This window comes from Mesorhizobium sp. M0870 (assembly GCF_040319775.1).
Classification (GTDB): domain Bacteria; phylum Pseudomonadota; class Alphaproteobacteria; order Rhizobiales; family Rhizobiaceae; genus Mesorhizobium.
Map to the genome: position 1 here is coordinate 1 of NZ_JAMYOI010000023.1, position 13,966 is coordinate 13,966.

The 13,966-nt window shown below is 62.8% G+C and carries 14 protein-coding genes; 7 read left to right on the forward strand and 7 right to left on the reverse strand.

Features of this window, described 5'->3' with window-relative positions; all coding sequences use genetic code 11:
• Positions 1-136: 136 nt before the first annotated feature.
• The 3 genes from NKH97_RS23955 to NKH97_RS23965 all read right to left on the reverse strand — a co-directional run bounded on the left by NKH97_RS23955 (position 137) and on the right by NKH97_RS23965 (position 4,001).
• Positions 137-1,264: a sugar ABC transporter substrate-binding protein gene (locus NKH97_RS23955; RefSeq protein WP_023813236.1), complete on the reverse strand. Its 1,128-nt coding sequence runs from the start codon at positions 1,262-1,264 to the stop codon at positions 137-139.
• Positions 1,265-1,565: 301 nt separating this feature from the next.
• On the reverse strand, positions 1,566-2,594 hold the full coding sequence (gene gntR, locus NKH97_RS23960) for an HTH-type transcriptional regulator GntR (protein WP_023813237.1): 1,029 nt from the start codon (positions 2,592-2,594) through the stop codon (positions 1,566-1,568).
• Positions 2,595-2,771: 177 nt separating this feature from the next.
• Positions 2,772-4,001: an MFS transporter gene (locus NKH97_RS23965; RefSeq protein ID WP_023813238.1), complete on the reverse strand. Its 1,230-nt coding sequence runs from the start codon at positions 3,999-4,001 to the stop codon at positions 2,772-2,774.
• Positions 4,002-4,171: 170 nt separating this feature from the next.
• On the opposite strand from NKH97_RS23965, the gene NKH97_RS23970 reads away from it, so the two are divergent.
• Positions 4,172-4,462 (forward strand): DUF3175 domain-containing protein, encoded by a 291-nt coding sequence (locus tag NKH97_RS23970; protein ID WP_031213606.1) that lies wholly within the window; start codon positions 4,172-4,174, stop codon positions 4,460-4,462.
• Positions 4,463-4,474: 12 nt separating this feature from the next.
• Here the strand turns inward: NKH97_RS23970 and NKH97_RS23975 are convergent, their stop codons facing one another.
• Positions 4,475-5,251 carry a FadR/GntR family transcriptional regulator gene (locus NKH97_RS23975; protein WP_023813240.1) on the reverse strand — a complete coding sequence of 259 codons (777 nt, stop codon included), beginning with the start codon at positions 5,249-5,251 and terminating at the stop codon, positions 4,475-4,477.
• A gap of 101 nt (positions 5,252-5,352) precedes the next feature.
• Positions 5,353-6,249 carry an NAD-dependent epimerase/dehydratase family protein gene (locus tag NKH97_RS23980; protein ID WP_023813241.1) on the reverse strand — a complete coding sequence of 299 codons (897 nt, stop codon included), beginning with the start codon at positions 6,247-6,249 and terminating at the stop codon, positions 5,353-5,355.
• Positions 6,250-6,368: 119 nt separating this feature from the next.
• Here NKH97_RS23980 and NKH97_RS23985 point away from each other — a divergent pair, with 119 nt between their 5' ends.
• Positions 6,369-7,307, forward strand: coding sequence for an NAD(P)-dependent oxidoreductase (locus NKH97_RS23985; RefSeq protein ID WP_023813242.1), 939 nt, complete (start codon positions 6,369-6,371; stop codon positions 7,305-7,307).
• A 24-nt stretch (positions 7,308-7,331) separates the two neighbouring features.
• Here the strand turns inward: NKH97_RS23985 and NKH97_RS23990 are convergent, their stop codons facing one another.
• Both NKH97_RS23990 and NKH97_RS23995 read right to left on the reverse strand, forming a co-directional pair.
• Positions 7,332-8,114 (reverse strand): FadR/GntR family transcriptional regulator, encoded by a 783-nt coding sequence (locus tag NKH97_RS23990; RefSeq protein WP_023813243.1) that lies wholly within the window; start codon positions 8,112-8,114, stop codon positions 7,332-7,334.
• A gap of 198 nt (positions 8,115-8,312) precedes the next feature.
• Entirely contained in the window at positions 8,313-9,302 is a 990-nt protein-coding gene (locus NKH97_RS23995) for a sugar-binding protein (protein ID WP_023813244.1), read from the reverse strand.
• 466 nt (positions 9,303-9,768) lie between these two features.
• On the opposite strand from NKH97_RS23995, the gene NKH97_RS24000 reads away from it, so the two are divergent.
• The 5 genes from NKH97_RS24000 to NKH97_RS24020 all read left to right on the forward strand — a co-directional run bounded on the left by NKH97_RS24000 (position 9,769) and on the right by NKH97_RS24020 (position 13,960).
• Positions 9,769-10,509, forward strand: coding sequence for an ATP-binding cassette domain-containing protein (locus NKH97_RS24000; protein WP_013530854.1), 741 nt, complete (start codon positions 9,769-9,771; stop codon positions 10,507-10,509).
• A gap of 41 nt (positions 10,510-10,550) precedes the next feature.
• The gene (locus tag NKH97_RS24005; RefSeq protein WP_023813245.1) at positions 10,551-11,549 is read left to right on the forward strand and encodes an ABC transporter permease; all 999 of its coding nucleotides are present in this window, start codon (positions 10,551-10,553) and stop codon (positions 11,547-11,549) included.
• Positions 11,550-11,615: 66 nt separating this feature from the next.
• A complete protein-coding gene (locus tag NKH97_RS24010; protein ID WP_023813246.1) occupies positions 11,616-12,383 on the forward strand; it encodes an SDR family oxidoreductase in 768 nt (255 codons plus the stop codon).
• Between the two features lie 175 nt (positions 12,384-12,558).
• The gene (locus NKH97_RS24015) at positions 12,559-13,386 is read left to right on the forward strand and encodes an AraC family transcriptional regulator (RefSeq protein ID WP_127266791.1); all 828 of its coding nucleotides are present in this window, start codon (positions 12,559-12,561) and stop codon (positions 13,384-13,386) included.
• 130 nt (positions 13,387-13,516) lie between these two features.
• Positions 13,517-13,960 carry an SRPBCC family protein gene (locus NKH97_RS24020; RefSeq protein WP_127295458.1) on the forward strand — a complete coding sequence of 148 codons (444 nt, stop codon included), beginning with the start codon at positions 13,517-13,519 and terminating at the stop codon, positions 13,958-13,960.
• The last annotated feature ends 6 nt before the right edge of the window (positions 13,961-13,966 follow it).

Here is a 13,966-nt window from a genome sequence, read left to right on the forward strand (position 1 = left end):
GGCGCCGAAGCCCGTTCAGCCCAAGCCGGCCGCACCTGCCGCCGCCGAGGCGCCGGCCGCGGCCGGGGCCGCCCCCGCCCCCACCCCCCCGCCCCCCCCCCCCCCCCCCGCCCGCCAGGTGACAGCCAGCGATGATTTACTGGTTTTCCTTGGTCTGACCCATGATTTCCTGGGCGCTGAAATTGATGCCGCAGGTCGGGAAGGAATTGCCGACGAAGAAATTATCGGATTCCTTGGGGAAATAATCCGTGCCTTCCTTCAAGTTCGGGTCTTCGGCGATCGCCAGCGGCAGCTTCACCTCTTGTGGCACAACCTCGCCTTCGAGTGCGGCGATCGCGGTCTTGATGGCGACGGCGACCTGAGCCGGACCCGAGCCTGCGGACGAGCACTTCAGCCCGTCGGCCGAATGCGCGGCGCAGAACTTGCGGAAGCCGTTCTCGGTCTCGCCGCCAAACGGCACGAACGGATGCTTGGCGTCGATCATCGCCTGCACGATGCCGGTGTCGCCGCCCTGCCCGGTGATGCCGTCGAACGGACCGTTGGTGGCGATCGCATCCGCGGTCACTTTCTGTGCCACGCCGTCATCCCATTTGCCGGCGACTTCGGTCACGTCCCACTTCTTGCCGGACGCGTCGAAGACCTCGTGGATGCCGTTGTGACGATCGGTGTCGACCGAGGTGCCGGCGACGCCGCGCACTTCCAGGATCTTGCCGCCGTTCGGAATCTTGGCGACCAGCCACTTGGCCCACAATTCGCCAAGGCCCTTCTGATCGACATTGACGTTGATGGCGTCCTTGGTGTCGAGGATGTTGTCGAAGGCGACCAGCACGATGCCGGCTTCCTTGGCGCGCTTGATGACCGGACCGAAGGCCGTCGGGTTCTGGGCGTCGGTGACGATGGCGTCATAGCCGGAATCGATGAAATTGTTGATCGCCGAGATCTGTGCCGGCACGTCCTCGCCCGTCGAGACGACCTTGAATTCCTTGATCTTGGCTTTGACTTCAGGTTGTGCGGCGTAGGCCTTGGCCGTCTGCACCATCTGGATGCGCCAGGTATTGGCGATATAGCCATTGGCAAAGGCGATGCGGAACGGCCCTTCCTTCTTGGGATATTTGAAGAATTTGGTCTCCGCGCTCCACGGCGCGAAACAGTCCGCCTGAGCGGCGGGACCCGACACGATTTCGGGTCCGGCGGCCATGGCGGCCGAATTGAGCATGACGAATGCAGTGGCGGCAACGACGCCACCAACAAGTGACTTGATCATCGATAATCCTCCCGATTGCAGTTCAGATTGTTCGTTTCGCAACGCGAATTTTCGCGCGATGGACCGGCACCTCCCGCCTCGCCATGCGCGTCCTTGGCCGCCCGTGGTGGCCGACCCGGTTCCTCCCTTGTCGCCCCCAGCGGTACGAAAACTATCATATTATCCATAATAAACAAGTATTAGTTGTCGCTTATGTATAATAAACAGGTACGCCCTGTCGTTTATGCACCTGCCTGCGGGAAATGGTAGCGCTACCAAATTGGCGTGTAAACCGGCATTTGCACAGTTGCTCCTGTGCGTTTCAACGCGCCGTGCTCTCGCGGCGCTTGAGCTCGAAACCGAGGTCGACGATCCGTTGCTCCGGTCTGTTGCCGGCGATCGCCGCAAGCGCCATGGCAACGGCACGCCGGCCGATCTCATAACGATGGGTGCGGATGCTGGTGACCGAAGGAAACGCCACCTGCATCATGTCGAGATCGTTGAACCCGACGATGCCGATCGTCTTCGGTACCGCGATCGAGGCGCGATGGCATTCGAACAAGACGCCGAGCGCGATATCGTCATTGTTGCAGAAGACACCGTCGAGTGTCGGCACCTTGGCCAGCGCATCGCGGAACATCTCGCGGCCGAGCGAGACGCTGGACAGCACCGGCGTAGTGGTGACGAGGCGCGGGTCGAACAGGCCCGCGGCCTCCATCGCCGCGCGATAGCCGGCAAGGCGCCGCTGCGAACGCGGATCCATGCGCGCGCCGATGAAGCCGATGCGGCGATAGCCCGCCTCGATCAGATGCTCGCTCGCCGCCCTGCCGCCATCCAGATGCGAGAAGCCGACCATCATGTCGACCGGATCGGGACCCGTTTCCATGACCTGCACCACAGGGCAGCCGGCACTTTCCAGCAGCTTTCGCGAAGCCGGTGTCTGATCGATGCCGGCGACGATCAACGCTGCCGGCCGTTGCGAACCGAACACCTGCAGCAGCCGCTCTTCCTCGAGGCCGGAATAGTGGGTGTTGCCAAGCTGGATGCGGAAGGGGCTGGCCGACAGGCTGTCATAGATGCCGCGCACCACCTCGGCGAAGACGTTGTTGGTAAGCGACGGCACCAGCACGCCGAACACCTCCGCGCGCGCCGAGGCCAGGGCCCGGGCATTCGGGTCCGGCACATAGCCCAGTTCGTCGACGGCGGCCTGGATCTGGCGGCGCAGCTCTTCGGACACACGCTCCGGCTCGCGCAGGGCGCGCGACACGGTGATCGCACCAACGCCGGCCTTGCGCGCGACATCCGCGATGGTAGGGCGGCCGCCGCCCCGGCGCGAGCGCGGCTTGGTCAAGGGCGCACTCCTGGCGACGGGCTTGTGCAGCCAAGCGCCTTTAGAACCATATTCAGGGTCTTTGCCACCGTCGTCATGCCAAATCGGCCTGTTGCCGCACCCATCCGCCTTCCGGCGTCGCGCAGCCTTGGGTGGTTGTCAAGCCGCGCAGCTCCCGGACCATTGGGCAGGGTGAGCTCAGGCCATCACGGCTGTGCTGCGCCGTGCCTTCCACAACAGCAGCCCGATCGCCAGTATGTTCAGCAAATTCCAGGCGATGCCGTTGAGGAACGCAGCCGCATAGGAGCCGGTCAAATCGTAGATCCAGCCCGACATCCAGCCGCCGATCGCCATGCCGAAGATCGTCGCCATCAAGACGATGCCGATACGCTGGCCAGCCTCTTTGGCCGGCATGTAGTCGCGCACGATGATCGCGTAGCAAGGCACGATACCGCCCTGCGACAGGCCGAACACCAGCGACACCACATAGAGCGAGGCAAGCCCGTCGAATGGGATGTAGAACAGCAGCGACAGGCATTGCAGCACCGAGCCGATCATCAGTGTCCACACCGCGCCGATGCGGTCGGCGAGAAAGCCCGATGCCAGCCGACTGACGACGCCGCCTGCCATCATGATCGACAGCATGTCGGCGCCATGTGCGACGCCGTAGCCAAGGTCCATGCAATAGGCGACGATATGCACTTGCGGCATCGACATCGCCACGCAGCAGCCGAGGCCGGCGACGACCAGCAGCACCTGCAACGCCGCCGGCGACAGCGGCATCGACTGCACCGGCCGGCTTCCGGGCGAACCGGCGGCAGCCGCAACTGGGGCACCGCGCCGCAGCATCAGCACCAGCGGCACCATAGTCACCAGACAGAAGATGCCGATGGCGGCATAAGTGAAGCGCCAGCCTTCCGCCTTTATCAGCGTCGGCATGATGGTCGGCCAGATCGCTCCGGCGAGGTAGTTTCCGGCGGCCGCCGCGGTCACCGCGACACCGCGCCGGCGGTTGAACCAGTGCGAGATATCGGCGATCAGCGGCCCGAAGATCACCGACGTGCCGATACCGATCAGCACTCCTTGGGCAAGCGTGAATTGCAGGATCGAGGTCGACAGCGCCGCGAGAAGCAGGCCGGCGGAAAGCGCAATCGAAGAGAGCAGCGCCGGGATCCAGTATCCCATCCGGTCGATGGCGCGGCCGACCAGCACGTTGCCGGCGGCAAAGCCGACCATGGTCGCAGTATAAGGCATGGACGCCGCTGCGCGGTCGACGCCGAACTCGGCCTGCACCGCGGGCAGCACGACGACGACTGCCCACATTCCGACGGCGCCGATCGTCGCCAGCAGCATCGAGATGGCAAGCCGCATCCAGGCATAGGAGCTGTCGATGCCGGGGCCGGGCTGGATGCTGTCGGTTCGGGTCAAGGCGTTTCCTGTCGGCGGTCTCGGAGATCGGCTGCCGTTTGCGCCACTATCGGCGCATTCTCGGGTCGCAGCAGCGCCACAGCTGGCAAATCCGTGGCTCCAGAGCCAGGGCGGAACCGATGCCGATGTGCGGAGTTTCCTGGCAGCCTACCCTGCAGAGGAGTCCTGCGATGACCGCCACCAGGAAAAAATGGTCGGCCGAGGTGACCGAGCACAGCGACGCGATGGATCTTGAGGATCACGTCTTCGAATCCGACGACGCCAGGAAGATCGCCGCCTCGCTCAAGCGATCCGCCGAACACAGCCACCGGCGCAAGGCCGAGCCGTTCCAGTCGGCCATGTCGATGCTGAACTTCTACATCAACCGCGCCGGCAAGAACTTGCCTGCCGCGCGCAAAAAAGTGCTTGAGGACGCCAAGGATGAACTGCGCAGCGCCTTCGGACGTGACAAGGATGATTAGCGGCGGCCGGCCCTACCGGGCGCGGATGACGCCGTCTGTGTTGGCGAGCAGTTTGCGCACTGCATTGCGCGCCGCGTCGGGGCGCTGCAGGCGGATGTTCTTCTCGATTGCCTCGTGCAGCTTCTGCGCGTGGTTGAGATCGTCGATCTCCCGCGTCGTATAGGCAAAGAGGTGATCGAAGGCGGATTCGATCAGTACGCCGAGCGGCACCAACAGGTCGTTGCCCGAAGCCCGCAGGATGGCAAGATGGAAGCGCGTGTCGGCGCGGGTCCGCTCCTGCAGGCTCGTCGCCTCTCCCATCTCCCGGCAGGCCAGGCTGATCTCGGCCATCTGCTCGTCAGTTCTTCGCATGGCGGCAAACGCGGTCGCTTCCGGCTCGATGATGTGGCGGAATTCCTGCACCGTCTTGAGGAACACTTCGCGATCTGGCGACGTCGCGTACCAGGCAAGCACATCGCGATCGAGCAGGTTCCAGCGTTCCTTCGGCTCGACCCAGCTGCCGATCTTGGGACGTGAGGCCAAAAGGCTCTTGGCCATCAGCATCTTGATCGCCTCGCGCACCGCCGAGCGGCTGACGCTGAAGGTCTCCGACCATTTCGCTTCATTGGGCAGGATGGTACCAGGCGGATAGTCGCCGCGCACGATCCTGAGGCCAATTTCGCTGGCCAGCGAGGCGTGGACGCTGGAGCCAGGAATACGGGCGGCGTCCGCCCGGCGAACGCCGCCCGGACGGTCCCCGGAGGCCGCTTTCCCCAACGATTTTTCCTTGTTCGGCTTCGCGTCCCGCATGGGTTCCAGAAAGTCCGTATTAAGCAGGCTGTCAAGCGCGGCAAGCGGCTTGCACCGCAAAGCCGCCCGCTGTGCACAGATCAGCTCGATTGCTTCGCGGATCAGTCCTGCTTGACGTATTTGCGCCAGCTATGCTCCGGGCGGAAGCCCAGCACGTCGCGCGCCTTGCGGTTCGACAGCAGCGTCTCGTATTCGCCGAGCTCGGCCTTCACCGGCACGCCGGGGTAGAACCGCTTCAGGAGTTCGGCAGTCGGCAGGTCGGATGAGGTGTCGTCATTGGCGGCGTTGATCACCTGATAGCCGAGGCCGTCCTTCTCGATGGCGCGCAGCGTGATCTGGCCAAGGTCGCGCGCGTCGACATAGCTCCAGGCGATGCGCTTGCGGAAACCCGGATCGGCGAACCATTTCGGAAACAGTGAATATTCGTGCGGCTCGATGACGTTGCCGATGCGCAGGGCATAAATGTCGGTGCCGTTGCGCTGGGCGAAGGCCCGCGCCGTCTTCTCGTTGACGACCTTGGACAAAGCATAGCTGTCCATCGGGTCGACGTCATACTCCTCGTCGAGCGGGAAATATTTGGGATCGCGCGGCTCGTTGGCGAACACAAGCCCATAAGTCGTCTCGCTGGAGGCGATGATAATTTTGCGGATACCGAGCTTCACCGCCGCCTCGATGACATTGTAGGTGCCGAGCGCATTGATGCGGAACACCTCGTTGTCGGTGGTGATCATGATGCGCGGGATGGCGGCGAAATGCACCACCGCATCGACCGGCTGCGGGCGCAGCGAGGGGTCGAATTCATGCAGGCCCATATAGCTCGACAGCGCGTTGAACACCTGCCCGCTGTCGGTGATGTCGGTGATCAGCGTGCGCACCTTGGGATTGTCGAGCGGCCTGGTGTCGATGTTGAGCACCTGACAGCCTTGCTCGACCAGATACTGGACGACATGGCGTCCGGCCTTGCCGCTGCCGCCGGTGAACATGATCCGTTTTGTCATTTTGCTCTCCACATCCTCAGGGATTTATGTGTATTGTCAGACAATATCGCCATCTGCAACCACCCTCGCCTGCAAAACGGCAGCGCCTGACATCAATCATTGCAACAGGACTTGAAGACATGAACACGACTGCCGCGCGCGAAAAGATCGGCTTCATCGGGCTTGGCCTGATGGGCCACGGGATCGCCAAGAACATCGTCGACAAGGGCTACAGTCTGACCTTCCTCGGCCGCAAGAACCGCAAACCGGCGGAAGACCTGCTTGGCCGCGGCGCCACGGAAGCATCGACCTCGCGCGATGTGGCGGCGGCATCTGATATCGTCTTCATCTGCGTCACCGGTTCGCGCGAGGTCGAAGCCATCATTCGCGGCCCCGGCGGCCTCAAGGAGGGCTTGAAAAAGGGCTCGGTCGTCGTCGACTGCTCGACCTCCGATCCGGTCTCGACGGTGGCGCTGGCAGCGGAACTTAAGGCGCTCGGCATCGATTTTGTCGACGCGCCGCTCAGCCGCACGCCGAAGGAAGCCTGGGAAGGCACGCTCGACGCCATGGTCGGCGCGCCGGACGCCCTTTTTGCCAGGGTGAAACCGGTGATCGAAACCTGGGCCGGCCGCATCGTCCATATCGGCGACACCGGCGATGGCCATCGCATGAAGCTGCTCAACAATTTCATCTCGCTTGGCTACGCAGCGATATATTCCGAGGCACTGGCACTGGCTGAGAAGGTCGGCATCTCGCCGCCGCGCTTCGACAGCGTCATTCGCAATGGCCGCATGGATTGCGGCTTCTACCAGACCTTCATGCGCTGGACGCTGGAAGGTGACCGCGACGCGCACAAATTCACCATCGCCAATGCCTTCAAGGACCTGACCTATCTGGAATCGATGGCGGGTGCGGCCGGCATTGCCAACCCGCTCGGCAACGCCACCAAGAACTCCTTCGCCGGTGCCCATGCAACCGGCCCGGCCGAGCAATTCGTACCGATGCTGGCGACGCATATCGCTGGGGTGAACGGTGTCGACCTGATGCCGATGAAGGATGGCAAGAAACAGACCATTTAACCGATTGCCCAACGCCGGCGCCGATCACCGCCGCCACCGCCCTATCCCATCGTCGGTATCTGCAAGCAGCTTGTGCACGGCGTTGCGCGCAGCGGCTGGGCGCTGCAGGCGGATGTTCTTTTCGATCGCCTCATGCAGCTTCTGCGCCTGGCGCTGATCGGCGACCTGCTGTGTCGTGAATGCGAAGAGATGGTCGAGCGCCGATTCGATCAGCACGCCGAGCGGCACCAGAAGGTCGTTGCCGGAAGCGCGCAGGATGGCCAGATGAAAGCGCGTATCGGCGCGGATACGCTCCTGCAGGCTCAAGGCCTCGCCCATGTCGCGGCAGGCCTGGCTGATTTCCGCCATTTGCTCGTCGCTGCGCCGCATGGCGGCAAAGGCCGACGCTTCCGGCTCGATGATATGACGAAACTCCTGCACGGTTCGCAGGAACGCCTCGCGGTCGGGCGCCGTCGCGTACCAGGCCAGAACGTCGCGGTCGAGCAGGTTCCAGCGCTCCTTCGGCTCGACCCAACTGCCGATCTTGGGGCGTGAGGCCAACAGGCTTTTCGCCATCAGCATCTTGATGGCTTCGCGCACCGCCGAACGGCTGACATTGAAGATCTCGGCCCATTTGGACTCGTTGGGCAGGATGGTGCCGGGCGGATAGTCGCCACGCACGATCCGCAGGCCAATCTCGCCGGCCAACGAGACATGGACGCTCGCCCCCGCAAAATGCGCGGCACCAGCCTTCCGCATGACAGCCGGACCGTGGCTCGCTTGTGCCTTGGTTAGGTCGGTTCGCTTGCTTGACTTCTCGTCCGGCATCCACGTTCCAATGCGTCGACCGTCTGTCGTCCGGACTGGTCCGAACCGTACGGGCGCCGATCTCGTTGCCGAAAAATCCAGATCACGGGCGCGGCAAAGCCGGAGCCGATTGCCCCAACTATTGCGTCCGTTCGGGAATTACCGCTTCCGTTCAGGAATGACGGGGCGCCCGCAACCGGGCGCCCCGAAATCGAGAACCTACTTCTGGATGCAGGTGTCGACCGTATCCTTGGTGCACTCGTCGAGGCCGGTGAACACCGGATCGGCGACCGCCTTGCCTTCGATCAGGTCGATCATCACCGACGGTGCCTTGTAGCCCATTTCGAACGGCCGCTGGCCGACCAGAGCCGTTACAAGGCCGTCACGAGCGATCGCCACTTCGTCGCCGATCGTGTCGGCGGCGCCGATGACGAAGTCGTTGCTGGCGATCCGGTCCTTGAGCGGCCCGAACAGATCGCGGTAGGGCTGCGGCGCGCCGAACAGCGGCCAGCCGCCCATGATGCCGAAGGCGTCCAGCTTGGGGTTGGCGGCGAGGATGTCGGTCATCGCCTGCACGCCCTTGGCGCCATCGTCATTGGTGAACACCGGGCAGCCGGGAACTTCGGTCCAACCACCTTCACCCGCAAGTGCGGCAAGGCCTTCCTTGCCCGACAGTGCGTCACGCATGCCTTGCGCACGGCGCAGGATGTTGTCGGCTGCCGGGTTGCCTTCGATGGTGCAGATCGTGCCACCATTCGGCTTGCCCTTCTTGATGTACTCGCCGATCTTCTTGCCCATCAGGTAATTGTCGGTACCGAGATAGGTCTTGCGAAGACCTGCGTCTTCCTTGCTGAGATCGGCATCGACCGTCATGATCGGGATCGTCGGATTGGCGCTCTTGATCGTCTGCGCGATCAGCGGCGCGTTGGACGGCGAGATCGCCATCGCGACCGTGTCGGCCTTGCTCAGCATGTCCTGGACGATCTGCGCCTCGCCGGCCTCGTCCGAAGTCGACGCCGGACCGGTGTAGAAGCATTCATACTCCGAGCTGGCGTTTTCCTTGTTCCATTTCTCGCAGCCCTGGTGGATGGCCTCGAAGAACGGATTGTCGAGACCTTTCACGACAATGACGAGCTGTTTCTTGGCCAAAGCCGGCCCGGCACCCAACGCCATTGCGGCGACGGCGGCGAGCAAAAGTGTTTTCCTCATGTCAGTCCTCCCTTGAAACAAACGGACACGGCGTGCCCGCCATACAGATCGACCGGATGCGTGATGACCGAGGGTCGTTTCGCGAGCGCTCGTGTCGCCAGGACAGATCGATAAGCATTTCCAGATTCGGCTTCAGATCAACTCACACACAGGTGCCGCTTGATCTTGGGCCGTCAAACCTCCGCCGATTCCGGCCGGCGAACCGCCAGCGGAGATCGGCATAATCTCCTCCGACGCTTAGCTAATATCGGCTTGGCGCCAACGTCAATGCTATTTGTCCTACAAAACGGATTTTTAAAATAGTCCTGGCCCAATTCGTCCGACAATTGATTGACGTGCGCCGGCTTTTGCGTAAAAGAACGCTAACGCCGTCTTCGGGAGGAGCCGGGGAGAGCGAGGCCAAAGCAGCGTCGGCATCCACGCCGGGAACAGCAGCAGGTCGCAAATCACGGGGAGGCAAAGGCTGGTGGCGGTTCTCGAACTCACCAACATCTCAAGGCATTTCGGCGCCATCCAGGCCGTCAACGACGTGTCGCTGTCGATCGAGCCCGGACAGGTGGTCGGCCTCATGGGCGACAACGGCGCCGGCAAGTCGACGCTGGTCAAGATGATCGCCGGCAATTTCCGCCCGAGCCATGGCACCATGCACATGGACGGCAAGGAATTGATCCTGCACAAGCCGGCGGAAGCCCGCCAGCACGGCATCGAGATCGTCCACCAGGACCTTGCGCTCTGCAACAATCTGACCGCCGCCGCCAACGTCTATCTCGGCCGCGAGTTGCGGCGCGGCGTCGGGCCGTTCCGCATCCTCGACTATGCCTCGATGTACAAGCGTGCCGGCCAGCTCTTCGCCGAATTGAAGTCCGAGACCCGTCCGCGCGATCTCGTCAAGCAGATGTCGGGTGGCCAGCGCCAAGCGGTGGCGATCGCCCGCACCATGCTGTCGCAGGCCAAGATCGTGCTGATGGACGAACCGACGGCCGCTATCTCGGTGCGCCAGGTCGCCGAAGTGCTGAACCTGATCCGCCATTTGCGCGATCAAGGCATTGCCGTCGTGCTGATCAGTCACCGAATGCCTGACGTCTTCACCGTCGCCGACCGCGTCATAGTCATGCGGCGCGGCCGCAAGGTCGCCGACAAGACGATTGCGTCGAGCTCGCCCGAGGAAGTCACCGGGCTGATCACCGGCGCCATCGAACAGGTTTGATTTCAGCGAATTTCACCACGCACAGCAGATGAAGGTCGACGATGGCACTGACAATTGACCAGCCGATCGAACACAAGCAGCAATCCCTGCCGGCAAGAGTGTTTGCCAGCCAGACCTTCTGGGTGGTGATCGCCGTTATCCTCGCCTGCGTGTTCCTGTCGTTTGCCACCGACGCGTTTGCCACGTCGAAGAACCTCTACAACATCACCCGCAACATCACCTTCGTCGCCATTATCGCGCTCGGCATGACCTTCGTCATCATCACCGGCGGCATCGACCTCTCGGTCGGCTCGGTGCTGTGCCTGTCGTCGATGATTTTGGCCGTCACGATGCATGCCGGCTACTCGATCGAGGTCGGCATCCTGGCCTCGATCGCCACCGCGCTCGCCATTGGCGCCTTCAACGGCGTGCTGATCGCCTATCTCGGCTTTCCACCCTTTGTGGTGACGCTCGGCATGCTGTCGATCGCCCGCAGCCTAGCCATGGTCGCCTCCAACAACACGGTCGTCTTCCAGTTCGGGCCGGACCACGCCAAGCTTCTGTCATTGGGCGGCGGCGCCTGGGTGTTCGGCATCGCCAATCCGGTGCTTTACATGATCCTTCTGGCGCTGATCACCGGCTTTATCCTGCGTTGGACGAAGTTCGGCCGCCACATCTTCGCCATTGGCGGCAACGAGCACGCGGCAACGCTGACCGGCGTTCCGGTGCGCCAGATCAAGGTTGCCGTCTACATGATCTCGGCGCTGTCGGCCGGCATTGCCGGCATCATCCAGACCGGCTGGCTGGGTGCCGTCACCACCAATCTCGGCACCGGCATGGAGCTGCAGGTGATCGCCGCAACCGTCATTGGCGGCGCCAATCTGGCTGGCGGCGTCGGCACCGCCTTTGGCGCCATCGTCGGTGCGGCCCTGATCGAGGTGATCCGCAACAGTCTCGGTCTGCTCGGCATCAATGCCTTCTGGCAAGGTGTGTTCATCGGCGGCGCCATCCTGCTGGCGGTGCTGTTCGACCGCATCCGCAATTTCCGCCGCAGCGACTAGAACCATGATCCCGAAAAGTGGAAACCGGTTTTCAGGCAAGATCATGGTCAAACAAAAGACTGTTTGATGGCCAACTCCCTGTTCAGCCTCGAGGGGCGGGTGGCGCTGGTGACTGGCTCCGGTCAAGGCATCGGCTTTGCGCTGGCTCGGGGCCTCGCCGGACACGGTGCAAGCATAGTGCTGAACGGTCGCGACACCGCCAGGATCGACAGCGCCGTCGAAAAGCTGCGCGATGTCGGCTTCAAGGCGCACGCCTCGGTATTCGACGTCACCGATTTTCAGGCGGTCAACGCGGACATTGCCCGCATCGAGGCCGAGATCGGCGCCATCGACATCCTCATCAACAATGCCGGCGTGCAGTTCCGCGCTCCGCTCGAGGACTTTCCCGAGGAGCAGTGGGAGCGCCTGTTCAAGACCAATGTGTCGGGCGCCTTCCATGTCGGCAAGGCGGTCGCCCGCCACATGATCCCGCGCGGCAAGGGCAAGATCATCAACATCGGCTCGGTGCAGAGCGAGCTGGCAAGGCCGAACATCGCACCATACACCGCGACCAAAGGCGCGATCCGCAACCTGACAAGGGGTATGTGCGCCGACTGGGCGAGATACGGCCTGCAGATCAATGCGATCGCACCCGGCTATTTCCGCACCGAGATGAACCAGGCGCTGGTCGACAATCCGGAATTTTCCGCCTGGCTGGAAAAGCGCACGCCCGCCGGGCGCTGGGGCAATGTCGACGAGTTGATCGGCGCCGCCGTGTTCCTTGCCTCCGACGCATCGTCTTTCGTCAACGGCCATACGCTGTATGTCGATGGCGGCATGACGGCTTCGGTTTGAAGGGCGTTCTTCCCTTGTGGGAGAAGAGGAAACCTATCGCTCAGTCTGAAAATCCGGCCGCATCGGCCGTCATTGGCCCTCGCCGCCCCCGCGCGTCTTGACGCGGCCCCGAACTCCGCCGCACAATCCCTGTTGCAGGCGAAGGGAGGCCAGTCGTCTGCGGGAGGATATACCCATGACGGAAGCGATCAGGCTCTACTGGGGCCGGTTCGGACATGTTTCTATCCTGAATGTCGCAAGCGACTTCGTCACTCATGCCCATGTCGAGGCCCATCTGATCATCTGGCTGGAAGGTACGGCCGGCGAAATGACCATCGGCCGCGAGACCGTCCGGCTTGGACCTGGAACGGCCGCCGGCATCAACTCCTTCCAGCCGCACAGCCATGTTCTGTCGCAAAACGGGACGCCCGGTCTGTTTCTCGCCTTCTACATCGATCCCGACTGGGCGCGGCGCCGCCGCGACCTGCCTTCGTCTGCGCCGCTGTTCTCACAAGCCGCGATCACGCTGGAACCGTGGCTGCATCAGGCCGCCGCCAATCTGCTCGACCACCTCAGCGACAATGAGAGCGTCGACGATATCGCCAACTACGAGATCGAGCGTTTCATCGATAGCGTGCTCGACGCCGCCGACGCCTCGGCGCCGCAGGAGGCCCGTGTCCGCATCAACACCATGCAGGATTTCCGTGTCCGCAAGGCAATCCAGCTGATGAAGGCCAATGTCTGCGAGCGCATCTGCTTCGACGACGTGGCGCGCAGCGTCGGCCTGTCGCGACCGCATTTCTTCGCTTTGTTCAAGGAACAGACCAATCTGACGCCCAATGTCTACTGGAATACGCTGCGCATGGAGGAAGCGGTGCGGCAGCTGCAATGGTCGCGGGAGCCGCTGATCTCGGTCGCCTGCAATCTCGGCTTCACCACGCAGGGCAATTTCTCGCGCTTTTTCCGCGACCATGTCGGCGTGCCGCCGACGCTCTACCGCGAGGCCGCGCGGGCGATTGCCTGAACCTGTCCTCGTTTAGTCAAGGTCGACTGTTTTTCAGACTCCTTGATACACGCTCAAGACGCATTGATAAGCGTCGCTGAAATGGCCGCCCTACCCTTGCACCGGATCGCTTTTGCAAGGGAACATTTGAATGGCCAAAGTCACCATATCCAGCGTCATCGACGCGCCGGTCGAAAAGGTCTGGGCGCGCATACGCGACTTCAACGGGCTGCCGGGCTGGCATCCGCGCATGGTGGAAAGCCACATTGAAGACGGCAAGGATGCCACCACGATCGGCTGCGTGCGCAATTTCCAGCTCGCCAGCGGCCCCCGCCTGCGCGAAAAGCTGCTCGATTTTTCCGATCAGAATTTCCTCGTCAGCTACTCCATCCTGGAGACGCCGCAGCCGCTGACCAATCACAAGGCGACGCTGCAGTTGCGGCGCGTGACCGATGGCGACCGCACCTACGCCGAATGGACCGCCAGCTTCGACGCCGCGCCCGAGGAGGCAGACAAGCTGGCCGAGGGCATGGGCGCCAATGTCTTTCAGGGCGGCTTCAACGCTCTGAAAAGCCATTTCGCCGGCCAGAGCTGACAGGAG